Genomic DNA, 23,708 nt, shown 5'->3' on the forward strand with positions numbered 1-23,708 from the left:
CCCCCTCGCGGCCGGGTGCCGACCGCCGTCCGGCCTACAGCCACCCCTCGCGCCGGAAGTACGCGACGAGGACGGCGGCGACGCCGGCCATCCCGAGCATCGTCGCGTGGTAGGCGAACGGCCACGACAGCTCCGGCATGGCCTCGAAGTTCATCCCGAACACGCCGGCGACGAACGTCAGCGGGAGGACGACCGTCGCGACGACCGTCAGCCGGCGCATCACCTCGTTGGTCGACTGCGAGAGCGTGTTGAGGTAGATGTCCCGCGCGCCCGCCGTGAGGTCGCGGTACGTCTCGGTCAGCTCGACGAGCTGGACGAGGTGGTCGTACACGTCTCGGTAGTACTTCTCGCTCGCCTCGCTCACGTGGTCGGCGTCCCCCCGGGAGAGCGCGTTCACCGCGTCCCGCGTCGGCCACACGACCCGCCGAACCGACAGCAGTTCGCGACGGAGATCGTTGATGACCGGGAGCGTGTCGGGGTCCGGCGCCTCGATGACCAACTCCTCGACGGTCTCGATGTCCTCCTCCAGCTCGTCGAGCAGGCGGAAGTAGCCGTCCACGACCCGGTCGACCACGAGGTAGCCGGCGAAGTCGGCCCCGCGGGCGAGCGCCCGACGTTCGGCGCCCGCGAGCCGCTCCCACACCGGGGCGACGGCGTCGCCGCCGTCGGTCGTCACGGTCACCAGCCAGTCGTCGCCGACGAACACGCCGACCGGCCGCGTCCGGATCTCCTCGAGGAACGTCGTCTCGCCCACCCGGAAGCGTGCGGCCTTCACCAACAGGAAGGTGTACTCGTCGAGCAGTTCGGACTTCGGGCGCACGTCGCCCAGCACGTCCTCGACGTGGAGCGGGTGGACGTCGAACCGCTCGACGACCGTCGCGAGGTCCCCCGTCGCCCGCGCGACCGACCCCGCGCGAACGTCGCCGGGGTCGCCGGAGTCGTCCGGCTCCGCGGGGGACGCGTCGACCGCGCCGGCCTCCCCGCCGTCGTCCGCGGCGTCGCCCGCGGTCGCTGCCTCGGGGTCCGCCACGTCGACCCACACCCACGTCGTCCCCGGCGCCTCGACGGCCGCCTCCGGGTCCTCGAAGGTGGCGGCGTCCTCGTCGGTGTACGACATCGACCGGATCACGGCGACCACTCCCCGTTCCCCGCGCCGTCGCCGGCCGCGTCGGCCGCTCCGCTCGCCACCCCGTCCCCGTCGCGCTCCCGCTCGTCGTGCTCCCGTTCGCCGTGTTCCGTCCCGCCGACGGTCGCCCCGGCCGCGTCCGGACCGTCGCCGTCCGTCGATCCGTGGCCGTACGTCACGGCGACGAGCGTCACGCCGACCATCACCCCCGCGAGGCTGGCCTCCCGCCCGGGGTACGGCGACGCCGTGCCGGCGACGTAGCCAACGAGCGACAGCGCCGTCAGCGCGGCCGAGGCGAGGAACGTCCGGTCCATGCGCCGACACTCGCCGCCGGGCCTCCTAACGGTTCGGGGCCGCACAACACCCTTGTCCCTCGGTACCGTACGTCACGCCATGGCCGTCGACGACACGAACGCGAACGTCCCCGACCTGAGCGGCGACGAGCGGGAGGCGCTCCACGCCCTCCAGCTCGGCATCGAGCACGCGTATCGGGCGTACGCCGACCTCCTGGGATGTCACCACCGGACGGGCCACGCGATGGACCGGTTCGCTCGGGCCGAGGAGCTCCTCCGGACGGCCGGCCACGACGACTACGCCGACGACATCCGCGACCGGCTCCTCCCCGCGGGCGTCGTGGACGACCGGTGGACGTACGAGCTGGTGACGGCGTACAGGCACGACTTCCTGCGCGAGCTCGACGCGTTCGAGTCGGCCGTCCGCGAGGACCTGGCCGACGGCGTGGACCACGTCTCCGAGCGGGCACAACAGCGGGCGTGGCGACGCCGCGCCCGCGCGGAGCGGTGGGACGAGTGAGACCGGTCGGCGTCACGGACCCGGCGGACGCGTCGCTCGCGGCTCGTGCGGTTCGGTGGTCACGGCGGGAGCGGCACGGGGACCGCTCCGTCGCTCCTTCGAGACGCTCGGTCGCTTACTGCGTTCGCTCCCTCGCGTCTCGCCTCCTTCGTGGGCGGCGGACCCCCAGGAGTCCGCCGCCGTTCCTCCGAGGTCTCGCTGCGCTCACGGCTCACGCCGTTCGCCCCGAGGCACTCACCCCGTTCGTGCCTCGCTGCGCTCGACCTCGCCTCGTTCGGGGGCGGCGGACCCCGAAGAGTCCGCCGCCGTTACTCCGAGACGCTCGGTAGCTCACTGCGTTCGCTCCCTCGCGTCTCGCCTCAATCGTCGTCGACGACGACCTCCACCGGCTCGTCCTCCTCGACCGCCTCGTCGCCGCCGCTGTTGCGCTCCAGGTACAGCATGAGCCCGGCGACGAGGAGGACGACCCACGAGCGCCAGCTGGCGAGGTTGAGCGTGTAGCCGATGCCGAACGGCTTCTGAACCAGCATCCCCTTCCCGGGCTGCCAGTACGAGGAGAGCAGCCGCCCGAGGCTCGGACGCTCGAAGTTGTACGGGACGCCGAAGAGTTCCCCAGACTGCGGTTTGTCTGCCATACTCCTGACAACGGCGGGGCGTGATAAATCGTTTTGGCTCTCCGCCGGCGCGACCGAACGTTCATACCCGAGACCGCACCAGCCACCCCGATGCGGTAACCGAGACGGCACGTCGGTTCACGGTTGTGCGGCCGGACGACGTGTCTGGAACGGTCGGAACGGGTGACGCGGCCGCTCCGACGCCCCGAGCACGGCCGCCTGTTCGCCACGGGCTACTGGTAGCGACCGCGCCCCTCGACGCCGCGGAGACGCTCCAGCACCGCCGGGTCGCCGACCGCGCGGTACCCCTCCTCGACCGCGTCCACCAGCGACCCGGCGTCGCTCGCGGTCCCCTCGACGGACTGCTCGAACACGTGCAGGTCCATCGCGTAGTCCTCGACGTGGTCGGAGTTGAAGCCGAGGCCGAAGTCGATGAGGAACAGCGGCGGGTCGGCGCCGTCGTCGGCGGCGGGGCCGTCGCCGCGCCCGCGGGTCGATCCGCCGGCCCCGCCGCCGACCCTGACGTTCCGAGTCGTCGGGTCGCCGTGGACGATACCCTCGCCGTGGAGCCGGGCGAGGTGCTCGCCGACCGTCCGGGCGCGGTCGGCCGACAGCGCCGCCGCGAGGTCGCGCTCGCCCACGCGCTGCATCGTGATCGTCGCCTCCGCGACGTCCACGTCGTACACGAGCGGCGTCGGGACGCCCGCCCGCCTGGCCGACGCGAGCAGGCGCGCCTCCGCGACGGTGCGCTCGCGCCGGAGCGTCTCGTCGAGCGCGGGGTGGCGGTACCCCTTCGGGGGCCGGCGCTTCCTCACCGCGTCGCCGTCGACCGAGACGGTCGCCTCCGCGCCGCGGAGGGCCGCCGCGTCGTCGGCCCCGCCCGGCGTCCGCGCGACGGACTCGCCGTCCCCGCGCCACGTCACCGGAACCTGGTCCGGCCGGAAGTCCGCGTCGATGGCGGAGTCCTCGACGGCGACCGTGTCGCCGGCGGCGGCCATCTTCGCGCCCAGCACCGCGATCATCCCGGCGTTGTCGCGGAGGAAGCGCGGCTCCGGCGCGTGGAAGTCGGCGCCGCGCTCGGCGCACATCTCCGCGAGCATCTCCCGGAGGCGCGCGTTCTGGCCGACGCCGCCGCCGAGCACGAGCTCGTCCGTGCCCGTCAGCGACAGCGCCCGCTCGGACACCTCGGTGAGCATGGCGAAGACGTGCTCCTGCAGCGAGAAGCAGACGTCCTCGACGGGGACGCCGTCGTCGTAGGCGGCCTTCGCCGCCGACATGATCCCCGAGAACGAGAAGTCCATCCCCTTCACGACGTACGGCAGGTCGACGAACTCGCCGCGCTTCGCGTGTTCCTCGATCTTCGGGCCGCCGGGGTGGCTCCAGCCGACGTGGCGCGTGAACTTGTCGAGGGCGTTGCCGACGCCGGTGTCCATCGTCTCCCCGAGCACGCGGTAGCGGCCGTCGTGGTACCCCAGGAGGTGGGCGTTCGCGCCCGAGGCGTTCAGACAGACGGGGGAGTCGAAGCCGGCGCGGTGGCGGCCGATCTCCAGGTGCGCGACCATGTGATTGACGCCGACGAGCGGCACGTCGAGCGTCCGCGCCAGCGCCCGCGCCGCGGTCGCGACGATCCGGAGGCACGGGCCCAGTCCGGGGCCGCGGGAGAACGCGACGGCGTCGACGGGCGGCTCGTCGGCGTCACGGTCGTCGGACGCCTCCCTCGCGTGGTCGAGGGCGACCTCGATCACCCGCGGGATCGCCTCGCCCATGTGTTCGGCGGCCTCGCGCGGGTGAATGCCGCCGCTGTCGGGCTCGTAGGCGTCGGACTCGATGAAGACGGAGTCGGTCTCGGCGTCGAACACCGCGGCGCTGGCGCACCAGGCCGTGCCCTCGACGCCGAGGACGCGCATCCGACGTTAGGCTTCCTCGGCCTCGGCGTCCTCGTCGCCGGCGATGGCGTTCCGCTCGAGGACGTACTCCTGCTCCACGTCGGCGGCGTGCTCGGCCGTCTCGTACACCTTCGCGTAGCCGACGGTCTTGCGCATCCCGAACTTCGTGTCGAGCTCCTGGATGACGACCTCGTCGGAGCCCTTGTCGAGCTTGGCGGCCAGCGAGTCGCGGACCTGGAGGCGGGCGGGCGTTGCGTCGTCGTGTCGCACCTCGAACCGGACGTCCGTCCGGTGGAGCATGGGGTTCTCCTCCTCGGAGATGATGTCGATGTCCATGGTTCAGTTGTCAGGGAGTGCGCCCGAGAGCCGGAAAAGGATTTCGAAGGGGCCCTCACGCGATCTGCGGGGTACACCGGCCCGAACGGGCGGGCCGCGGCGGGTCACTCCGCGGCGCCCAGCACCGACAGCGCCGCCGCGGCGTCGCCGTCGAACCGCCCGAGCAGGTCGCGCGCCTCCGCCTTCGTCGCCGCGGTCACGGTCACGAGCACCATCCCCTCGTCGGGCTGGCCGTAGACGACGCTCGCGCCCTCGGGGGCCGCGAGGATCGCGGGGACGGTCGCGAGGTCCTCCTCGCCCGTGACGGAGACCACGACCGGGTCCGGGTCCGCGAGCGCGTCGACCAGCGCCGCCAGCATGTCGCGAGAGAGCGTCGCCGGCTCGTTGTCGACCGCGATCCGTCGGTGCTCGCCGTCGAGGACGGCGGCGATCTCGTCGCCGACGGCCTCGCGTTTCGTCTTCCCGTCGATCACCGCCACGTCGGGGTCGCGGCCGGCGACGCGGAGGTGGTAGGTGACCACGTCGCCGACGGCGACGATCGGGTCGCCGGCGTCCGAGAGCAGCCGCTCCGTGTCGGTGTAGACGGGGCCCATGGGGTCCTTGAACGCTCCGCGGACGTCGTCGGGGAGCGTGAGCATTCGTCCTCCTACCGGACCTTGAGCGCGTAGCTGCCCGGCTCGCTCACGTTCATCTCCGGGGCGATCTCCGACTTCTCGGGGTGGGAGATGATCACGTAGCCGGCCCAGTCCTCCGTCAGCGAGGAGGAGCCGCAGTTCTCGCACGTCTGGGCGTCCGGGTCGTTGACGAAGTGGCACTCGCGGCAGGCGAGGCGGTCCTCCGCCATCAGTTACCCTCCGCGGGCGCCCCCTCGGCGCGCCGACGCACGTCGGCCTCCAGCCACTCGTGTTTGCCCAGGCCGGGCTGTTTCGCCGTGAGCCCGATCTTCGAGTCCCGGGGGTTGCGCTCGTCGATGCTCTTCGTGACGATCCGCACGCGGACGGAGTCCTCGACGCCGAGCGTCCGGTCGGACTCCGTCGAGGCGAGCTGCTGGTTCTCCCCGTCGTACGCGAGGTACTCGTCGGAGATCTGCGAGACGTGCAGCAGGCCGTCCACGGGACCGATGCCGACGAAGGCGCCGAACTCGACGACCTCCACGACGTTCCCGTCGACGACCTCCTGCATGTCCGGATCGAACGTCACGGCGTCGAACTCCGCCTCGTAATAGACGCCCGGTCTGTTCGGGAGGACGGCGCCGTCGCCGATGTCGTGGACCTCGATGACGCTGACGACGCTGCCGACGTCCTCGTCCATCCGTCCCTCCAGTTTGTCCTGCAAGAGCTTGCGGACGCGGTCGCGGCTCACGTCCGCCAGGTGCTCCGGCGGGACCTCGACCGTGTCCTTGAGTCGTACCCGTTTGTACATGCTATGGTTCTGTTACCGCGAGTGTGTTCGCGCCCCTTAAACCGATTACGCGTACGCCCCGAGCGAGGAGGCGCTCGCGCAGGGGGCGGTCGTTCGTGACGACGTAGCCGTCGAACGCCTCGGGCGAGGCGAGTTCGACGACCGCGTCGTCGGCGTACTGCTCCGTCGTCCCGACGACCCGACACCGCTCGGCGAGGTCGCGGCCGACCGACGCGGCCGTCGCCTCCTCGCCGGCGCCCGCCGCGAGCTTCTCCAGCTCGGCGACGACCGCCTCCGGGGTGACGAGGTCGGGGGCGTCGACGAGACGGTCGATCTCCTCGAACACGCGAACGTCGCACTCGACCGGCATCATGAGCGCGTTCGTGTCGAGGACGACCGTCGTCACCGTGTGTTACTCCGTGAGGGTCCCGACGCCGATGAGGCGCCACCGGGCGCCCATCCGGCGGTTGATGGCGATCTTCGCGCCCGCCTCCGCACAGACGGGGCGCTTGAGGTTCACCTCGCACTCGCCCGTCCGGGCGCTCGTCACCGCGCCGACCGTGGTCGCGGTGCCGACGGTGAGCATCAGCGGCTCGCCGGTGGAGATCTCCTCGACCTCGCCCTCGCCGACGACGCGGTCGAGCAGTTCGACCTCCATCTCGAAGGCCTCGCGCGTCGGCGGGAGCGTGCCGGGCTCGCCGGCCACCTGGCCCGCGAGCGCGTCGCCCTTCGTCAGGCTGGGGTCCAGCCCCGTGCCGACGCCGAGCAGGCCGCCGGGCCCGACCTCCTCCTGGGGCCGTCCGCCCGCCTGCAGCGAGCGCACGGACGTCTCGATCGCGTGGTACTCGGACTGGCCGCCCTCCTCGACCTCGCGGCCGGGGCGGAGTTCGATCTCGTCGCCCTCCGAGAGCGTTCCCTGCGCGAGCGACCCGCCGATGACGCCGCCGAGGAGGTCCTCGGCGGTCGTCCCGGGGCGGTTGATGTCGAACGACCGCGCGGTGTACATCTTCGCCGGCAGCGTCTCGTCGCGCTCGGGGGTCGGGATGTGGTCCTCGAGCGCCTGGATGACGAGGTCGACGTTGACCTCCTGTTGGGCGCTGACGGGCACGATCGGCGCGTCCTCGGCGACGGTGCCCTCGACGAACTCCCGGATCTGTTCGTAGTTCTCGCGGGCGCGCTCGTCGTCGACGAGGTCGATCTTGTTCTGCGCGATGACGATGTTGTCGATCCCGATGATGTCGAGCGCCATCAGGTGCTCCTCGGTCTGCGCCTGCGGCACGTCCTCGGTGGCGCTCACGACCAGCACGGCGCCGTCCATGATGGACGCCCCCGACAGCATCGTCGCCATCAGCGTCTCGTGGCCCGGGGCGTCGACGAACGAGACCGTCCGCAGGATCTCGGTGTCGACGTCGTGCTCCGGGCACGTCTCCTCGACGGTGTAACACTCGGGCTCGTCGCACTCCGGGCACCGACGCAGCGTCGCGTCGGCGTAGCCCAGACGGATGGAGATCCCGCGCTTCATCTCCTCGCTGTGCTGGTCGGTCCAGTCGCCCGACAACGCCTGCACGAGCGTCGTCTTTCCGTGGTCGACGTGACCGACGAGTCCGATGTTCACCTCCGGTTGTGTTTGCTCCGTCACCATGGGCCTCCGAGAGTAATCTCGTTGGAACTTCGCCGCGTGCGCCTGATAAAGGTGCTGTTCCGACGATGCCCGACCACGGCGTGCGTGTCTGTGTGTTTCACGGGCCGACCGCGGGGGATCGACCGGTCGCCGTTGTCGCGCGTCGCGGGGGCACCTTCGGGTCCCTGTCTACCTCCGGCCACGGGACCACCGTCGAGTCGATCCGCGACCGCGAGCAGATCGTACCGGTCCACGGACGCCGGCGTCGAACCCGGCCGAACTGGAACGAACAATTAACTGAGTGAACGATCTCTGCTGTGAGCGAGACCATGGATCTCGATCCTCGCACCGAGGACCAACTCGAACTCCTCTGTGACGCGCACAACCGCGCGGTCTGTGACGTCCTCGGGGAGGCGGGCGCGTCGCTGCACGTGGCGGAACTCGCGGACCGGCTCGTCGCTCGGAGCGTGGACGTAGTCCCGTCGGACGTCTACGACGAGGGACTGGACCGGACGCGCCTCGAACTGCACCACGACCGGCTCCCGAGGCTGAGCGAGGTCGATCTGGTCGAGTACGACCCCGCGTCGAACCTCGTCGCTCCCCCGTCGTCGCCGACGTCCGACGTGGGCTGGCGGGGCGAGGCGACCATCGAACGGCTGGTGACGTACCTCGAAACCCTTCGCGGGGACGAGGAGAGCGACCTCGGCGTGATCGAGGGGTTCGAGTCGGCCTTCCGGTACGCACGAAAGCTCGCCGACGAGGCCGAGGAGGAGCTGTTCGCCATCTACGTCGACACCGACCTCCTCGAGGACGAGTGTCTCAGCCACGGGGAGGACGCGCTCGAACGCGGGGTCCGGATCCACCTCGGCTCGCGGAACGGGACCGTCCGCGACCTGTGTCGCGAGAACCTGCCGGAGGCGACCGTCTGGGAGCCCCAGTTCGACTGGCTGAACACGTCGTCGTATCCGCGGGTCGGACGGCTCCTCCTCGCCGACCGGCGGAAGGTCATGTTCTCCGTGCTGGAGGAGCCCACGTCGGAGGGGGACCCGTCGGAGGAGGTCGCGTTCGTCGGAACCGGCGAGGACAACCCGCTGGTCGTCCTCGTCCGCGAGCTGCTCGGCCCGCGGTTGGATCACCTCGACCACCAGAGCGCCGACTTCCGGAGGGAGCTGCACCCGTGATGGGGTCCGACGACGACGGAACGGGAGGGGACGTCTCGGCCCGGGGTGCGGGCACGGAGTTCCCGATCGACGACGGCGTCCGACCGAGCGAGGCGGTCGTCCGCGCCGTCGCCGAGGCGACCGACACGCCGGTCCTCGACCTGCCGCCGTTGTACGGCGTGATCGACCCGGAGCACCTCGACGAACTGATCGACGGTCGGGGCGACGACGCCGTCGAGGAGCGCTCGGTCTCGTTCCGGTTCGGCGGCTGCCGGGTCACCGTGAACGGGGGGACGGTCCGCGTCCGGACCGCGTCCGACTGACCGGGCCGGGACGGTCGGTCCTCCCGGTCGACGAGCCGTCGCCGGGATCCGACAGGGCGAGCGCCCCGACCGCGCGAGACCGCCGAGATCGGCGAACGGACGCCCTTATACGCCGTCGTCGTCAACTCCCGGCAACTGACTATGACGTTCGAAGACCTCCCCACGACCCCCCGCGCGGAGGAACTCCTCGACAAGGCGTTCTCCCGCGCCGCCCGCGCCGGCCGCGCCAAGGACGGCTGGGACGCCCAGGAGTCGATGCTGATCACCGCCGCGAACATCCTCTCGGACAACCTCGCCAACGTCTCCACCTCCTGGCCCGACTTCGAGTTCGAGGTCGACCCGTTCTACTACGAGCTGGCCGACGCCGTCGTCGACGTGGACGAGCTCCGGCAGGCGCTCTCGGAGGTGAACTGGGCCTCCCGGCAGATCGACGAGCTCCGCTCGGAGTACCAGGCCAAGATGCGCAAGTCGGGCGTCGAGACCGCACGCAAGCACCGCAAGCAGGCGTTCGCCCGCATGGCCGACATCGTCGAGGAGATCGAGGACGACCTCCTCACCGTCGGGGAGGCCCGCGACGCGCTGAAGACGCTCCCGGACATCCGTCCCGACGAGCCAGCGATCGTCGTCGCCGGCTACCCCAACGTCGGCAAGTCCTCGTTCGTGAACCGCGTCACCCGCGCGTCCAACGAGATCGCCTCCTACCCGTTCACCACGAAGGCCGTCCAGATCGGTCACTTCGAGCGCGACCGGATCCGCTATCAGATCATCGACACCCCGGGCCTGCTCGACCGGCCCGAGGAGGACCGCAACGGCATCGAGCGCCAGGCCGTCTCCGCGCTCACCCACCTCGCCGACGCCGTGGTGTTCGTCCTCGACGCCTCGGGCGACTGCGGCTACCCGCTCGACGCGCAACTGGAACTGCTCGCGGAGGTCGAGGACCGGTTCGACGCGCCCGTTCTGACCGTCTGCAACAAGAGCGACCGCTCGACGGACGTGGAGGCGGACGCGTACATGAGCGTCACCGAGGACGAGAACGTCGACACGGTTCTCGACATGGCCGTCGAGGCGGTCGGCTTCGAGCCGGATCTGCCCTCCCGCGGCGAGAACTGACCGCGCGGGCTACCGCCGCCCCCGGCTGCGATCCCGCTCCCCGCGACGGTCGGCTCCCGCGGCGGCCGATCCGGACGCCGGCTCCGACCCATCGACCCGGTCCTCGGCGTCGAGCAGCCGGTCGAGCCGGCGCTCGAACTCCCGCTCCGAGATATCGCCGTCCGCGTACCGTCGCTTGAGCCGCTCGACCGGGTCGGCCTCGGCGTCGGTCCCGTCGCCCGCCGTCCCGGACCCGGACTCGACGTCCGCTCCGCCGCGTCGACGCAGGCGGACCCACCGTCCGACGACCCACAGGAGGAACACCCCGAGCATCGCCGCCGTAACGCCGCCGGCGACCGCGCCGGGGAGGCGGCCGACGTACCACAGCGCGGCGACGATCACGACCGTGTCGACGCCGAACGCGAGGAACATCCCCAGCATCGCGCCGGTGACGAGGCGTTCTGAGTCGCTCACGTAGCTCTGTCGCCGGGACGATCACTTGGCCGTTCCGGGCGGGGACCGGGGACGGGGACCGGGAGCCGACCCCCGGGCTACTCCAGTTCGTACGTCACGGTCACCGACGCCGACACCGTCACCGGCCCGGGCTCGAAGGAGGTGCCCGCGTCGCCGGCGGTCTCGTAGGCGAGGCGCGCCTCGTACGGGCGGACCCCGGCGGACCCGACCCGGATCGACAGCTCCGTGCCGACAGAGCGGTCGGCGGCGCCGGCGACCGTCTCGGCGGTCGAGCGCGCGTCGGCGACGGCGGCGGCGAGCGCCTCCTCGCGGAGCTCGGCGCGCTTCTCGTCGCTCAGGGTGAACCGCACGTCCCGGACGCTCGTCGCGCCGTTGTCGACGGCGAGGTCGACGGCGTCGCCGGCGTCGTCGGGGCTCGTCTCGAACTCGAAGGCGTGGTACGCGCGGTACCCGACGAGCTCGCGCTCGTCGCCGGAGTGGTCGTACTCGGGCGACAGGCGGAAGTCGACCGTGCGCACGTCGTAGCCGGCCTCGGTGAGGGCGGTCCGGAGCCGGTCGGCCTCGGCGGCGACCCGCGAGCGGGCCGCGCTGGCGTTCTCGGCGGTCGCCTCGACGGCGACCGAGATCACCGCTTTGTCGGGCGAGGCGCTCACGGTGGCGGTTCCGTCGGCGGTGATGTCGTTCACGCCCGCGGAGCCGTTCGTCGCGGCCGCGGGGGCGTCCGTCGTGTTCGTCGCCGCCCCGGCACAGCCCGCGAGCACGAGCATGGCCGCGACGACGAGCGCGGGGAGGGTTCTGGTTCGGTGCACGTCCCACGGAACGGTCGCTCACGGCTTCAGCGTGCCGTAGACACAAAGGCCGGTTTGTGTTACCCGGCGGCCGATCCGATCGCGCCGGCCGACCCCGCCGGATCGACGGACCCGGCCGTCCCGTCGGTCCCCGTCGCCCCGGCCGCCCCGGTGCTCGCGTCCTCGACGGTCACGTATCGCACCGACACGTCGACCGCGGCGGGCTCGCCGAGGCCGAACGGGCCGGCCGTGTCGTCGGCGAGCCGCCGGCTCAGCTCGTCTGCGATCCGCGGGGGCGTCGTGCCCGGCGGGTGGCCGACCGTCACCGTCACCGCCGTCGGCTCCCGGAAGGGGAAGCCGCCGTACGTCACCGCCACGTCCAGCACCGCCGCCTCGCCCGTCAGCAGCGCGTCGGCCTCCTCGTGGGCGGCCGTCTCGAACTGCGCGCTCTGATAGGAGGCGACCGTCACCCCGCCGAGGACGGCCGTCGAGAGCAGGATGGCGACGCCCAGCACCCCGACCCGGCGGATGGTCGTCGCGCGCGCCTCGTCGAGACGCCAGAACGACTCCGGGCGGTAGCCCTTGTACCACAGCGTCGCCAGCGCGGCGAAGTTGATCGCCACGAAGTTGACGACGACCAGCAGCGCCGCGCCCGCGACGGTGCTCGGACGGCCCCACGCGATGCCGATGCCGACGACGGCCGTCGGCGGGACCAGCGCCGCCGCGATCATGACGCCGACGAGCGCGGTCGAGACGCCCGACGACAGCGACAGCGCGCCCGCGACGCCCGACCCCAGCGCGATAGGCAGCGAGAGCACGTCGGGCGCGAGTCGCTCGCGCACCTCCGCGATGGAGAACACCTCCTCGACGCTGAACGGGACCACCTGCCCGTACCGGAGGACCGCCGCGAACGCGGCCGCGCTCGCCACCGCGAGGACGGCCCCGAGCGCCTGGAGCTTCACCCCGCGGGCGAACAGCTCCTCGTCGTCGACGACGGTGCCGACGCTGGCGGCCATCGCCGGGCCGATGAGCGGCGCGATCACCATCGAGCCGACGACGACCGCCGCCGAGTCGAGCAGCAGCCCCGCGGTCGCGACGACGGCGCTGATGACCGTCATCGTCACGAACGCGCCCAGCCGGGGCGACATCTCCGTCGCACGCGCCTCCAGTTCCTCGCGGGCGATCCGGTCGCCGTTGCCGTCCTCGTCCTCGGCGTACCGCTCCTCCAGTTCCTCGAACCGCCGGGATATCACCGTCTCGGCGTCGAGGACGACCGTGTACGCGTCGCGTTCGAGGCCCGCGTCGCGCAGTTCCGCGAGCACGGGCTCGACGGCCTCGGTCGGCAGCGGGAACGAGACGACCGCCGTGTACTCCCGCCCGCTCGTCTCGTCGGAGAGCACGTAGTCGATGCCCTCCTCGTCGAGCGCCGAGAGGACCGCCTCGCGCTTGCCCGCGGGGACCATCACCTGAACGAGTCGCACGGGGGACCCTCGGGGACGGGACAGTTATAGGCGACGGAGCGGGCGGCCCCGCACGGTCGCGCGCCCGCGGATCACTCGTGCCGGAGCCGCCGCAACACCGGGATCGACTCCAGCTTCTCGGGCGGCAGCGCCTCCCAGTCGACGCCGTCGGGACGCCCCCGCCGGTCCGCGTCCGCGCTGCCATCCGCGTCGCCGCCGCGACCGTCGCCCGCGCGGGTCGCGCCGGTTCGGATCGTCCGTTCGGGGGTGCAGATCAGGTCCAGCGGCACGTCGTGGGCGTCGAGGGCAACGTCGTCGGTCACGACCTGGCGCTCGTGGACGGTCGTCGCCACCGCGGTCGCGTCGTCGACGGCGCCCAGCTCCGCCAGCACCGCGAACTCCAGATCCGCGAACCCCTCGCCCTTCCCCACGCGCCCGCCGTCCTCGGTGACGGCGACGCTTCCGGAGACGACGAGGTCGACGTGGGGGACCTCGTCGGGGTCGACGGGGACGCCGTGTTTCGAGGCGCCGGAGACGGTGGTCGCGTCGTCGACGTCCGGCACCTCCTCGGGCGCCAGCCGCAGGAAGGGATGCTCCTCCCGAAGCCGCGGGACGGCCACGTACACGGTCTTGCCCGCGCGGAGGGCGGCCCGGCGCACCGGGAGCTGTGGGGCGTCGGGGTTCGCCTTGATGGTGTCCGCCGACTCCCACTCGGAGGTGTCGGCCAGGCGCTCGCACGCCTCGTCGGCGCCCGCGAAGTTCGGGATCCGGCCGTGCGGCGGAAACGGGAAGCGGGCCTCGCCCGACTCCTCCAGCTCGTCCCAGACGCGCTCGCGGAGGGGCTGTTTGTTCACGTCCGGGGCGTCGACCCGACGGTATTTCAGCGTCACCCACGTCACCGAGCCGTCGTGGGCGGCCTTCGGGGCGGGCGGTGAGCCACCCGACGTCGGCTATGGAGGGGTCCATATCGGTCCTAGCAGCGCTTTTGTTCCACATCGTGAGTATCGCCGTTCATGGTCCTCGGAGGTCCGCTGGTGCGCCCGGACGAGTCGTTCGACCGCGATCCCGGGTCGTACTCCGTCGAGCGCGCCCTCGGCCTGGTCGCCGTTCTCGCCCTCCTCTCGGCGCTTTCGGTCGCCGCCATCGGCGCCGGGGTCGCCCACGCGATCCCCGACGGGGCGACGGTGGAGAACCCCGAACGTCCCCCGCCGTCAGCCTGCGACGACGGGTCCACGGTGAACCTGACCGTCGACGGGGAGCCGGTCACGTTCGCCACGTCGGAGGCCTGCGACGAACCGGCGCGAGTCCCGACCGACCGGCTCGTCTGGCGTGCCGTCGGCGGCGAACTCCCGGGGCAGTTCTTCGCCCCGCTGATCGGGTGGCTCCTCGTCGGGGGCGTCTTTCACGTCGTCACGCGCTCGGACGGCGATCCGCCGGCGGGCCCGATGACGGTCGCCGCCTGGGGGCGCGTACCGCGCGTGCTCGGGACGGTCCTGCTCGCGCTCGTCCTCGCCTGGACCGCGGCCGGCTCCGGGGTCGCCCCCGGGACGCCGACCGCCGAGGCGACGATACGGACGATCGGGCGGGCGTTCGAGGCGAGCGTCCCGCTCGCGATCGGCGTTCGGACCGTCGCGATCGGTTGGGGCGCGTGGATCGAGTACCACGGCCTGCGCCGCGTCCGCGACCTCCCGCGTCGCCGCGCGCTGTCGGTCGTCGGGCTCGTCGCCGGCGTCTCCCTCCTCGTGTCCCTCTGGGCGCTTCTCTCGGTCGGGTGACGGGCTTCGGACCGACGGCGGTCGTGCCGGCGGACCCGCGTCGCTTAACCGCCGCGGCGGCCCACGTCCGCGCATGACCTTCGAGGACCGACCGAACCGGGACGCAGAGGTGGTGCTCGTCGGCCGGTCGAACGTCGGCAAGTCGACGCTGATGCGGGAGCTGACCGGCCACGACTTCACCACGGGCAAGAAGCCGGGCGTCACGCGTCAGCCCAACCACTTCGACTGGGCGCCCCAGTCGTTCATGTTCACCGACCTCCCCGGCTTCGGCTTCATGTCCGGCGTCGAGGAGGGGAAACGCGAGGCGATCAAGACGGACGTGGTGCGCTACGTCGAGGACAACGCGGACTCGATCGTCGCGGGCGTGCTCGTCGTCGACGGGAAGGCGGTGATCGACATCATCGACCGCCACAGCGGCGAGGGCGAGATCCCCCACGACGTGGAGCTGTTCCACTTCCTGCAGGACGTGGACGTGGCGCCGGTCGTCGCGGTGAACAAGATGGACAAGGTGGACGACCGCGACGAGCGGCTGAACGAGCTGTGCGAGCGGCTGGGGCTGTATCCGCCGTGGCAGCAGTGGTCGGGCGAGGGGGGAACGATCGCGCCGATCACCGCGAAGAACGGGAGCATCGAGCCGCTGAAGGAGGCGCTGCGGGGACACTTCCGCGAGGCGAAGCGGGACGACCTGCTGCAGTTCGTGAAATAGGTCGGTCCGATTTTTCTGATGGTGTTGCCGTCTCTGCCGTCGTTCGTTCCGTGTCGGTGACGAAGTCCTCGAAAGCCCCCGGCGCCTTTCAGTTCCACCCGGCCGCACAGCACCGCGCCACCTCCTCCCCAGCCGATTCGCTCGCTGTCGGCGCGGCGGAGCCGCGCCGGCTCGCTCATCCCTCGCGCGCGGTGGCAGCGCACACGGCGCGGCCAGCCTCGCGCCGACCGCCGGGCGTGCACACCGTGCAAACAAGTGCGACGCTTGCCCGACCAACCGTCGGGTGGGACTGAAAGGGGCCGGCCGTCTGCGCTCGCGCGGGACGCTCTGCGCTCCTCGCTCGCTTCGCTCGCTCCGGTGCTTGAGGCCCCGGGCTTCCCGCAGACGGCCGGGGGCTTTCGGGAACTGCGTCTCTGCGGCGGTGGTCGCAGTATCGTCGCGGGCGTTCGAGAATTGCGTCCCCGCGGTCGCGGTCTCGGGACCGATCCCGGCACAACGACGCCGACCACGAGCACACCGTCCGAGTACGAGCGTTTATCCCGCAGAACGCCTCACTCTCCCACAGCAATGGCGAGCGCGGACGGCGAAGAGGCCGAACCGGCCCACCGCGACGGCTTTCCGGTCCCCGAGCTCCGCGAGCGGGCCGAGGCGTGCGCCGCGCGCCTCCGCGAGGCGGACGAGGTCCTCCTGTGCTCGCACATCGACGCCGACGGCCTCACGAGCGCGGCCGTCGCGGCCTCGGCGTTCGACCGCGCGGGCTTCGACTTCGAGACGGCCTTCTTCAAGCAGCTCGACGCCGACGAGGTCGCGCGCGTCGCCGCGACCGACTACGACGTGGTCTGTTTCACCGACTTCGGCAGCGGCCAGCTCGACGTGATCTCGCCCCACGAGGCGGCCGGCGACTTCGTCCCCGTGATCGCCGACCACCACCAGCCGGCCGACGCGGAGACGGAGTACCACCTGAACCCCCTGCTGGAGGGGATCGACGGGGCGAGCGAACTGTCGGGCGCGGGGGCGGCGTACCTGCTCGCGCGCGCCCTGGGGGACGCGACCGGGACGGACAACCGCGACCTCGCGGCGCTGGCGGTCGTCGGCGCCGTCGGCGACATGCAGGACGGCGAGGGCGGCCTCTCGGGCGCGAACGAGGCGCTCGTCGCCGACGCCGTCGCCGCCGGCGCCCTGGTGGAGACGACCGACCTCGCGCTGTACGGCCGCCAGACCCGCCCCCTGCCGAAGCTGCTGGAGTACGCCAGCGAGGCGCGCATCCCGGGCATCTCCAACGACGAGGCCGGGGCGATCGAGTTCCTCTCGGGGCTGGACGTGCCGATGAAGGACGCCGACGGCGAGTGGCGCCGGTGGGTCGACCTCACGGCCGACGAGCGCCGGACCGTCGCCAGCGCGCTCATCCGCCGCGCCGTCTCCTCGGGCGTCCCCAGCGAGCGCGTCGACGCGCTCGTGGGGACCACCTACGTGCTCGCCGACGAGGAGCCCGGCACCGAACTGCGCGACGTGAGCGAGTTCTCGACGCTGCTCAACGCGACGGCCCGCTACGAGCGCGCGGACGTGGGGCTCGCGGTCTGTCTCGGCGACCGGGGGGAGGCGCTGGAGCGCGCCCGGACCCTGCTACGGACCCACCGCCGGAACCTCTCGGAGGGGCTCCAGTGGGTGACGACCGAGGGCGTCGAGCGCGAGGAGCACGTCCAGTGGTTCGACGCCGGCACGCGGATCCGCGAGACCATCGTCGGCATCGTCGCCGGGATGGCCGTCGGCGCAGACGGCGTCTCGCGGCGGCTGCCCATCGTCGCGTTCGCGGACAAGGGCGAGGGGGAGACGAAGGTGTCCGCGCGCGGGAGCGGCCACCTCGTCCGCGAGGGGCTCGACCTCTCGGCGGTCATGCGCGAGGCCAGCCGCGCGGTCGGCGGCGACGGCGGCGGTCACGACGTGGCGGCGGGGGCGACGATCCCGGCCGACGAGCGGGAGGCGTTCCTCGCGGCGGTCGACGACCTCGTCGGCGAACAGTTGGAGGGGGGGTGAACGGCGAACCGGGGACGCGACCGGCGGGGTGCCCGGCCGGCGGTCCCGACGGCCCGCTCAGGCCGACTCCGAGGCCGAGGAGTTCGAGTTTCCCAGGTCGCGGAACAGCATCCGGTAGTCGTCCGGGGAGAAGGCGGAGGCGAGGTCGTCCAGCTCCGACTGGAGGCTCTCGATACTGGAGAGCAGGTCGTCGTACTCCGGCGACGAGCGCAGTTCCGCGGGCGTCCGCTCGGCCTCCAGCACGGCCCGCTTCGTGACGAGCGAGGCCGTCCGCTGGAGCGTGTCGTCGTACTGCGCCCGGGTGTCCAGCCGCTCGACGGCCGACTGGATGTCGTCGCGGGTCGCCGGCTTCACGAGGTACAGGTCGAAGCCCATCTCGACGATGTCGACGTCGGGCTCCACCGCGGTCACCATCGCGACGCGGCAGTCGAGGCCCCGGTCGCGGATCTCCGCGAGCACCTCCGAACCGGATGTGTCCGGGAGACGTCGGTCGAGCAGCACGGCGTCGGTGTCCTCGTCGACGGTGTCGAGCGCGTCGGCGCCCGTGTTCGCCACCGACACGTCGTACTCGCCGGCGAGATAGCCGCGGTAGAGCTCGGCTACCTCGGGTTCGTCCTCGACGATGAGCACGCGCCGTGTCACCGGATACACCCCCCGGCGTGCCCGGCACCGCCGTCAGTCATGTTCGTCATCCGGACGTGTTCGCGCTTAAAACTATCGCACGCGTGCCCCGCTCGCGCCGGGGCGTGGCCGGGGAACACGGCCGCCGATCGGCCGTTCCGACGCGTCGACGGCGCAACCGTTTTCATTTATGCGGACCGCGGGTACCTACATGGTAACCACGGTTCCGACAGGGGTCGACGGGCTCGACTCCATTCTGAACGGCGGACTCGTCGAGAACGCGACCGTGCTCGTGAGCGGGAACCCCGGGACCGGGAAGTCCCTGTTCGGGATCCAGTACCTGTACAACGGCGTGCAGACCCACAACGAGCACGGCATCTACATCTCCTTCGAGGAGAACGAGGAGGACATCCGGCAGGCGGCCGAGTCGATCGGCTTCGACCAGTGGGGCGACCTGGTCGACAGCGGGGCGATCAAGGTGTACGACAAACAGCACATGCTCCGGGAGGGGGACTTCTCGTCGGCGCTGGACACCCTGATGGAGGACTTCGCGAACACCTCCTACGACCGCCTCGTCCTCGACTCGCTGACGATGTTCTCGCTGTTCTTCGAGGACGAGAAGGAGAAGCGCACCTACCTACTGAAGTTCTCGGACATCCTGAAGCAGAACGGCCTCACCTCCCTGCTCATCAACGAGCAGGGGGCGGTGTTCCCGGAGACGGAGATCGGGCTGGAGAACTTCCTCACCGACGGCAACATCTACTTCATCCAGACGCCGACCGACTCCGGCGTCAACCGGTACGTCTGGGTGGCGAAGATGCGGAAACAGGACATCGACACCGACATCTTCCCGATGGAGATCGACGACGGCGGGATCAAGGTGTACGACCGGGCGGGCGGCTTCTCGATGATGGGCCGCGACGGACCGGACGCCGGGTTCTAGCGCGGCGGGCGGGGTGACGGTCCGACCGGTTTCCGGTCCGGCCCCGACGGACGCCGCGCCGGCTCACCCGTCGGTCATCGTCCGCCACACGTCGTCGAGCTTGTTCTTCACCTCCGACCGTTCCTCCAGCTCGACGCTCAGCCCGTCGCGGAACCTGACGTTGACGCCGTCGACGCACCGGCGGTACACCTTGATGCGGCGGTGCTCGTCCGAGAGCGGACGGTCGTGGAGCTCCAGCAGTTCGGTGTCCTCGAGCTCGTTGATCCGGCGGTAGCAGGTGGCTATCGGGACGCCCAACTGGTCGGAGAGCTCCTGTGCGGATTTCGGTTCGCCCGCCGCGTCGAGGATCTCGGGGTTGTACTTGTTCCCCAGCACCTCGATGATCTCCTCGTCGTCCGCGGACATGACTCTCAATACTGATTGTGTCCGTCATAAGCGTACCGCCTCGAACCCGGCCCTGTCTCGCGAATTGTGGGGGGACGGCGCCCGTTATTGCGGTTGATATCCGTATTCCAGTTATCTATACTGGTAACTGACGCAATGGGTTTAATAGCCGATTCCGAGTGGGCGTTGACACATCCCGGCCCCCGCCAGGGACGGGACCGAGAGAACCACCAATGTTCGAATTCATCACAGACGAGGAAGAGCGCGGGCAGGTGGGCATCGGGACGCTCATCGTGTTCATCGCGATGGTGCTGGTGGCGGCGATCGCCGCCGGCGTCCTGATCAACACCGCCGGCTTCCTCCAGAGCAAGTCTCAAGAGACCGGACAGCAGTCCAGTAAACAGGTCAGCAATCGCCTGCAGGAGGTCGTCACCGTCGGGCAGGTCGACACGAGCACCAACGAGGTCACGGACGTGAACGTGACGGTGACGCAGGCGCCCGGCGCCGGCGAGATCGACCTCGCGAACGCGACGATCAACTGGATCGGCCCGAGCGGGACCGAGACGCTGACGCACAACAGCTCCGGGCAGAGCAGCTGGGTGTTCTACACCGAGGCCGTGAAGAACACCGACGACTCCAAGACCGTCCTCAACGACCCCGACGACCGGTTCAACATCAACTTCGACCTCGACGCCACGAACGCGCCCGGCCGTCTGCAGGAGGGCCAGTCGGTGACGATCAAGATCAACACGATGTCGGGCGCGACGACGACCATCCGGTTCACCGTGCCCGAGTCGCTCGGCCAGAAGAGCGCCGTCGAGCTGTAAACTCCCATGTTCGAGTTCATCACGGACGAGGAGGAGCGCGGGCAGGTGGGCATCGGGACGCTCATCGTGTTCATCGCGATGGTGCTGGTGGCGGCGATCGCCGCCGGCGTCCTGATCAACACCGCCGGCTTCCTCCAGAGCAAGTCCCAGGAGACCGGACAGCAGTCCACTAAACAGGTGAGCGACCGCGTCCAGGAGGTCGTCACGACCGGCGAGGTCGACCAGCAGAACAAGACCGTCACGGCGGTCAACGTGACGGTGACGCAGGCGCCCGGCGCCGGCGAGATCGACCTGGAGAACGCCACGATCACGTGGATCGGTCCCGACGGGACGTTCATCCTGAACCACGAGAACGCGAGCACGCAGGTGGACGACTCCTTCGGCACGTCGGTCGTCAAGAACGCCGAGGGATCGAACACCGTGTTGAACGACCCGGACGACCGCTTCAGTATCGACTTCGACCTCAGCAAGGGGAGCGACGACCCGAGCCTCCTGCAGGAGGGTGACGAGGTGACGATCAAGATCAACACGATGGCCGGCGCGACCACGACGATCCGGTTCACGGTGCCCGAATCGCTCGGGCAGACCCAGGGCGTCGAGCTGTAACCCGCCCGCCAGAACGCGACCACACTTTTTAGCGCACGACGCACAACGGGAGTCACATGAGCGACGACGCACCGCGCGGCAACCCCGGCGTCGACCCGGACGACCTCGACATCTCGAAGAGCGAGTACGTCCGGGAACTGGGCGACGACCGGTACGTCGTCTCCGCGGGGAACCGCCCGCCGCGGTCCCCCCGCGAGGGCGACGCCCCCGACGACCCGTCGGGCGAGCGTCCCGACGGGACAGCCGTCGGAGGCGCCGACCCGTCCGATCCCGACGCCGCGGCGGTCGCCGAGTCCGTCCGCGAGGGGCTGTCGCCGGACGACGGTCCCGGCGCGACCCCGACCGCTCGGGGCGACGCGACCCCGGACGCGCGCGACGACGCGACGACCCCGGGGTCCGCCCCGGCCGCGGACGACTCGGCGGACGTCACCTCCGCGGCGGGCGCCGCGAGCCCCGCGGCCGGTACGGGCGGGCGGCCGGAGGGGGCCGACCCGACGGGGCCGGCCGGGAGCGACGACGGGCTCCCGGGCGATCCGACCGACGGGGCGGCCGGCGGCTCGCGGGACCCCGCGACGGGGGACCGGCCGGCCTCCCACGAGCGGCGGGGCGCGCCCCGGGGCGGGGGCGACACCGGCGGCTCGCCCGACGACATCGACGCCGGCGCGGTGGGGCAGTGGCTCGCCGCGTCGCTGGCGGACTCGGAGTTCGCCTACGGCTTCGACGCGACGCTGTCGCTCGACGGCCGGACGGCGCGCCACCGCATGGCCTCCGACGACGTGGGAGAGACGTTCGAGACGCTCGTCACGTGGTTCGCGGGCGCCGCCGGCGGCGACACGCCGACCGAGGACGCGCTCGGCATCCTGATCGCGGGGATGGACACGGGCCCGCGGCTCCCGCCAAACGCCGTCCGGTCGGCGCTTTCGAACCTGGGCCTCTCCCGCGACGACTCCGTCGAGGACCTGCTCGCGGCGCTGGACCGCGCCGGCGGGCTCCGCCTGGAGTGAGTCCGGCCCGTCCCGCGCCGACGGCGGACAGCCGCGGGCGGTTCCTCCGCGGCGTCGTCGCCGTCGCTCGGGCCGGACCGTCGTTCCCCGTTTTCACGCCTGATACCCGCGGGGGAGCGTTTATCATCGCCGTCGGGGGGATGTTCACCATATGCCGACCAGCGTTCTGATCGCGGACGACTCGGAGTTCATGCGGAACCTCCTGCGGGAGATCCTCGAGGGGGAGTTCGAGATCGTCGGCGAGGCCGAGAACGGCGTGGAGGCCGTCGACCTCTACGGCGAGCACACGCCCGACATCGTGATGATGGACATCGTCATGCCGATCCGGAACGGGATCGAGGCCACCACCGAGATCACCGACGAGCATCCGGACGCGAACATCATCATGTGCACGAGCGTCGGGCAGGAGGAGAAGATGAAGGCCGCCATCAAGGCGGGCGCGGAGGGGTACATCACGAAGCCGTTCCAGAAGCCGAACGTGCTCGAGGCCATCAACGACGCCGTCCCCGCGTAGGGATGTACGTCGACATCCAGTCGCTGGGGGAGTTCTCGGACCTGGCCAGCCAGGGCGCCGACCGGGCGGCGGACGCGCTCGGCCAGCTCGCCGGCACCAACGTGTACGTCGACGTGACGGACGTGACCCTGATGGCCGCCGGCGACCTGCGGGAGTCGTTCGCCGGCCGGGAGTTCGTGGGCGTCGAGATCGGGCTGCAGGGGGGCATCAGCGGGCAGACAGTGATGGCGTTCGAGCTGGAGGCGGCAGAGAGCCTCGTCGAGCGGCTCATGCCGGGCGTGGGCGACGGCGAGTTCGTCAGGAGCGGCGTCACCGAGGCGGGCAACATCATGACCTCGGGGTTCATCGACGGCTGGGCCGACCACCTCGGGGTCGCCATCGACATGACCCCGCCGTCGTACGTGCGCGCGTCGGGCACCGACATCCTCCCGGACGGCGCCTTCGACGAGGACCGGCAGGGCGTGTTCATGTTCGAGTCGCAGATATCCTCGATGGAGGGAGACCTGGAGTTCGCGATCTACATGCTCCCCGAGTATGCCGGCTTCACGGACCTGCTCGGCCACGAGGGCCCCGTCGGGGAGGCGGGCGACGCGGTGCCGGTGAACAAGCTGCCGACGTTCAACGAGATGACCCGGCAGGGAGCCGCCTCCGCCGCCGACAACATCACGATGATGACCGGCACGGAGACGGACGTGGACGTGTCGCGCCTGCGGTTCGTCCCGGTTCAGGACGTTCCCTCCGAGCTGGGGGAGGAGACCGTCGCCGGAACGGTGTTCGAGCTCCACGGCGACCCCAGCGGCTACCTCGCGATCCTCTTCGACGAGGACTCCGCCGAGGAGGTCGCCGCCGGGATGATCCCCACCGAGACCGACCCCGGGATCGGCGACATGGAGAAGGGAGCCCTCCGGGAGCTGGGCAACATCATGACCTCGGGGTTCATCGACGGCTGGGCGAACGTGCTCGGCACGAGCATCGAGCACACCCCGCCGCAGTTCGTCCACGACATGGGGTCGGCGGTGATGAGCCCGCTCGTGAGCCGCCTGGGGAAGACCCAGGACCACGCGTTCATCATCGACTCGACCGTCCGCACGCCCGACGGCAACGTCCGGTGCGACATCTACGCGCTGCCGAACCAGCGGGAACTGGCCGCGGCGCTGGACCGCATCGAACCGGCGGCGACCGACGGCGGGCTCCCCCGGTGAG

Annotated in this window: 29 protein-coding genes; 13 read left to right on the forward strand and 16 right to left on the reverse strand. The window is 71.2% G+C overall.

The features are described from left to right. Positions 1-34: 34 nt before the first annotated feature. Positions 35-1,117, reverse strand: coding sequence for a magnesium/cobalt transporter CorA (gene corA, locus ACQUQ1_RS06000; RefSeq protein ID WP_435063363.1), 1,083 nt, complete (start codon positions 1,115-1,117; stop codon positions 35-37). A gap of 8 nt (positions 1,118-1,125) precedes the next feature. After that, complete coding sequence (locus ACQUQ1_RS06005) at positions 1,126-1,440, reverse strand: hypothetical protein (RefSeq protein ID WP_435063364.1); 315 nt, start codon at positions 1,438-1,440, stop codon at positions 1,126-1,128. Positions 1,441-1,519: 79 nt separating this feature from the next. Between ACQUQ1_RS06005 and ACQUQ1_RS06010 the strand changes: the two genes are divergently transcribed. Beyond that, complete coding sequence (locus tag ACQUQ1_RS06010; RefSeq protein WP_435063365.1) at positions 1,520-1,939, forward strand: hypothetical protein; 420 nt, start codon at positions 1,520-1,522, stop codon at positions 1,937-1,939. A gap of 359 nt (positions 1,940-2,298) precedes the next feature. Here ACQUQ1_RS06010 and ACQUQ1_RS06015 read toward each other — a convergent pair whose 3' ends face one another. The 8 genes from ACQUQ1_RS06015 to ACQUQ1_RS06050 form a co-directional block, all read right to left on the reverse strand. Beyond that, complete coding sequence (locus tag ACQUQ1_RS06015; protein WP_435063366.1) at positions 2,299-2,574, reverse strand: DUF5808 domain-containing protein; 276 nt, start codon at positions 2,572-2,574, stop codon at positions 2,299-2,301. A 212-nt stretch (positions 2,575-2,786) separates the two neighbouring features. Beyond that, on the reverse strand, positions 2,787-4,460 hold the full coding sequence (locus ACQUQ1_RS06020; protein ID WP_435063367.1) for a bifunctional N(6)-L-threonylcarbamoyladenine synthase/serine/threonine protein kinase: 1,674 nt from the start codon (positions 4,458-4,460) through the stop codon (positions 2,787-2,789). Between the two features lie 6 nt (positions 4,461-4,466). Then, a complete protein-coding gene (locus tag ACQUQ1_RS06025) occupies positions 4,467-4,775 on the reverse strand; it encodes a 30S ribosomal protein S24e (protein WP_435063368.1) in 309 nt (102 codons plus the stop codon). A 104-nt stretch (positions 4,776-4,879) separates the two neighbouring features. Beyond that, positions 4,880-5,413, reverse strand: coding sequence for a GTP-dependent dephospho-CoA kinase family protein (locus ACQUQ1_RS06030; protein ID WP_435063369.1), 534 nt, complete (start codon positions 5,411-5,413; stop codon positions 4,880-4,882). Positions 5,414-5,421: 8 nt separating this feature from the next. Then, entirely contained in the window at positions 5,422-5,619 is a 198-nt protein-coding gene (spt4, locus tag ACQUQ1_RS06035; RefSeq protein ID WP_435063370.1) for a transcription elongation factor subunit Spt4, read from the reverse strand. Beyond that, complete coding sequence (locus tag ACQUQ1_RS06040) at positions 5,619-6,197, reverse strand: DNA-directed RNA polymerase (protein ID WP_435063371.1); 579 nt, start codon at positions 6,195-6,197, stop codon at positions 5,619-5,621. The genes spt4 and ACQUQ1_RS06040 overlap by 1 nt, the downstream gene beginning before the upstream one ends. A gap of 1 nt (position 6,198) precedes the next feature. After that, positions 6,199-6,582 carry a PIN domain-containing protein gene (locus tag ACQUQ1_RS06045; protein WP_435063372.1) on the reverse strand — a complete coding sequence of 128 codons (384 nt, stop codon included), beginning with the start codon at positions 6,580-6,582 and terminating at the stop codon, positions 6,199-6,201. A 6-nt stretch (positions 6,583-6,588) separates the two neighbouring features. After that, positions 6,589-7,818, reverse strand: a complete 1,230-nt coding sequence (locus ACQUQ1_RS06050; RefSeq protein ID WP_435063373.1) for a translation initiation factor IF-2 subunit gamma — start codon at positions 7,816-7,818, stop codon at positions 6,589-6,591. Positions 7,819-8,114: 296 nt separating this feature from the next. Here ACQUQ1_RS06050 and ACQUQ1_RS06055 point away from each other — a divergent pair, with 296 nt between their 5' ends. From ACQUQ1_RS06055 to ACQUQ1_RS06065, 3 genes are all read left to right on the forward strand, one after another. Then, positions 8,115-8,978 (forward strand): DUF7344 domain-containing protein, encoded by an 864-nt coding sequence (locus tag ACQUQ1_RS06055; RefSeq protein ID WP_435063374.1) that lies wholly within the window; start codon positions 8,115-8,117, stop codon positions 8,976-8,978. Next, the gene (locus tag ACQUQ1_RS06060) at positions 8,978-9,280 is read left to right on the forward strand and encodes a HalOD1 output domain-containing protein (RefSeq protein WP_435063375.1); all 303 of its coding nucleotides are present in this window, start codon (positions 8,978-8,980) and stop codon (positions 9,278-9,280) included. The genes ACQUQ1_RS06055 and ACQUQ1_RS06060 overlap by 1 nt, the downstream gene beginning before the upstream one ends. Positions 9,281-9,421: 141 nt before the next feature. Next, complete coding sequence (locus ACQUQ1_RS06065) at positions 9,422-10,390, forward strand: NOG1 family protein (RefSeq protein ID WP_435063376.1); 969 nt, start codon at positions 9,422-9,424, stop codon at positions 10,388-10,390. A 9-nt stretch (positions 10,391-10,399) separates the two neighbouring features. On the opposite strand, the gene ACQUQ1_RS06070 is transcribed toward ACQUQ1_RS06065, so the two are convergent. The 4 genes from ACQUQ1_RS06070 to ACQUQ1_RS06085 form a co-directional block, all read right to left on the reverse strand. Then, positions 10,400-10,843 carry an SHOCT domain-containing protein gene (locus ACQUQ1_RS06070; protein ID WP_435063377.1) on the reverse strand — a complete coding sequence of 148 codons (444 nt, stop codon included), beginning with the start codon at positions 10,841-10,843 and terminating at the stop codon, positions 10,400-10,402. Positions 10,844-10,920: 77 nt separating this feature from the next. Further along, complete coding sequence (locus ACQUQ1_RS06075; protein WP_435063378.1) at positions 10,921-11,652, reverse strand: SIMPL domain-containing protein; 732 nt, start codon at positions 11,650-11,652, stop codon at positions 10,921-10,923. A gap of 59 nt (positions 11,653-11,711) precedes the next feature. Continuing rightward, complete coding sequence (locus ACQUQ1_RS06080; RefSeq protein ID WP_435063379.1) at positions 11,712-13,112, reverse strand: TIGR00341 family protein; 1,401 nt, start codon at positions 13,110-13,112, stop codon at positions 11,712-11,714. Between the two features lie 71 nt (positions 13,113-13,183). Further along, a complete protein-coding gene (locus tag ACQUQ1_RS06085; RefSeq protein WP_435063380.1) occupies positions 13,184-13,945 on the reverse strand; it encodes a 5-formyltetrahydrofolate cyclo-ligase in 762 nt (253 codons plus the stop codon). 159 nt (positions 13,946-14,104) lie between these two features. Between ACQUQ1_RS06085 and ACQUQ1_RS06090 the strand changes: the two genes are divergently transcribed. The 3 genes from ACQUQ1_RS06090 (at position 14,105) to ACQUQ1_RS06100 (ending at position 17,606) form a co-directional block, all read left to right on the forward strand. Beyond that, the gene (locus ACQUQ1_RS06090; RefSeq protein WP_435063381.1) at positions 14,105-14,866 is read left to right on the forward strand and encodes a YIP1 family protein; all 762 of its coding nucleotides are present in this window, start codon (positions 14,105-14,107) and stop codon (positions 14,864-14,866) included. A 73-nt stretch (positions 14,867-14,939) separates the two neighbouring features. Further along, on the forward strand, positions 14,940-15,572 hold the full coding sequence (gene engB / locus ACQUQ1_RS06095) for a GTP-binding protein EngB (RefSeq protein WP_435063382.1): 633 nt from the start codon (positions 14,940-14,942) through the stop codon (positions 15,570-15,572). 567 nt (positions 15,573-16,139) lie between these two features. Further along, on the forward strand, positions 16,140-17,606 hold the full coding sequence (locus ACQUQ1_RS06100; RefSeq protein WP_435063383.1) for a DHHA1 domain-containing protein: 1,467 nt from the start codon (positions 16,140-16,142) through the stop codon (positions 17,604-17,606). A 57-nt stretch (positions 17,607-17,663) separates the two neighbouring features. Here ACQUQ1_RS06100 and ACQUQ1_RS06105 read toward each other — a convergent pair whose 3' ends face one another. Beyond that, on the reverse strand, positions 17,664-18,248 hold the full coding sequence (locus ACQUQ1_RS06105; RefSeq protein WP_435063384.1) for a response regulator transcription factor: 585 nt from the start codon (positions 18,246-18,248) through the stop codon (positions 17,664-17,666). Positions 18,249-18,438: 190 nt separating this feature from the next. Between ACQUQ1_RS06105 and ACQUQ1_RS06110 the strand changes: the two genes are divergently transcribed. Continuing rightward, entirely contained in the window at positions 18,439-19,170 is a 732-nt protein-coding gene (locus tag ACQUQ1_RS06110) for an RAD55 family ATPase (RefSeq protein WP_435063385.1), read from the forward strand. Positions 19,171-19,233: 63 nt separating this feature from the next. On the opposite strand, the gene ACQUQ1_RS06115 is transcribed toward ACQUQ1_RS06110, so the two are convergent. After that, positions 19,234-19,575, reverse strand: a complete 342-nt coding sequence (locus ACQUQ1_RS06115) for a helix-turn-helix domain-containing protein (protein WP_435063386.1) — start codon at positions 19,573-19,575, stop codon at positions 19,234-19,236. Between the two features lie 212 nt (positions 19,576-19,787). On the opposite strand from ACQUQ1_RS06115, the gene ACQUQ1_RS06120 reads away from it, so the two are divergent. The 5 genes from ACQUQ1_RS06120 to ACQUQ1_RS06140 all read left to right on the forward strand — a co-directional run bounded on the left by ACQUQ1_RS06120 (position 19,788) and on the right by ACQUQ1_RS06140 (position 23,707). Next, a complete protein-coding gene (locus ACQUQ1_RS06120) occupies positions 19,788-20,381 on the forward strand; it encodes an archaellin/type IV pilin N-terminal domain-containing protein (RefSeq protein ID WP_435063387.1) in 594 nt (197 codons plus the stop codon). Positions 20,382-20,387: 6 nt separating this feature from the next. After that, a complete protein-coding gene (locus tag ACQUQ1_RS06125; RefSeq protein WP_435063388.1) occupies positions 20,388-20,987 on the forward strand; it encodes an archaellin/type IV pilin N-terminal domain-containing protein in 600 nt (199 codons plus the stop codon). A 56-nt stretch (positions 20,988-21,043) separates the two neighbouring features. Beyond that, positions 21,044-21,991: a DUF7500 family protein gene (locus tag ACQUQ1_RS06130; RefSeq protein WP_435063389.1), complete on the forward strand. Its 948-nt coding sequence runs from the start codon at positions 21,044-21,046 to the stop codon at positions 21,989-21,991. A gap of 151 nt (positions 21,992-22,142) precedes the next feature. Continuing rightward, a complete protein-coding gene (cheY, locus tag ACQUQ1_RS06135; protein WP_435063390.1) occupies positions 22,143-22,505 on the forward strand; it encodes a chemotaxis protein CheY in 363 nt (120 codons plus the stop codon). 2 nt (positions 22,506-22,507) lie between these two features. Next, the gene (locus ACQUQ1_RS06140; protein WP_435063391.1) at positions 22,508-23,707 is read left to right on the forward strand and encodes a chemotaxis protein CheC; all 1,200 of its coding nucleotides are present in this window, start codon (positions 22,508-22,510) and stop codon (positions 23,705-23,707) included. Position 23,708: the final 1 nt, after the last annotated feature.

Source organism: Halobaculum sp. EA56, from assembly GCF_051195075.1.
Taxonomy (GTDB): domain Archaea; phylum Halobacteriota; class Halobacteria; order Halobacteriales; family Haloferacaceae; genus Halobaculum.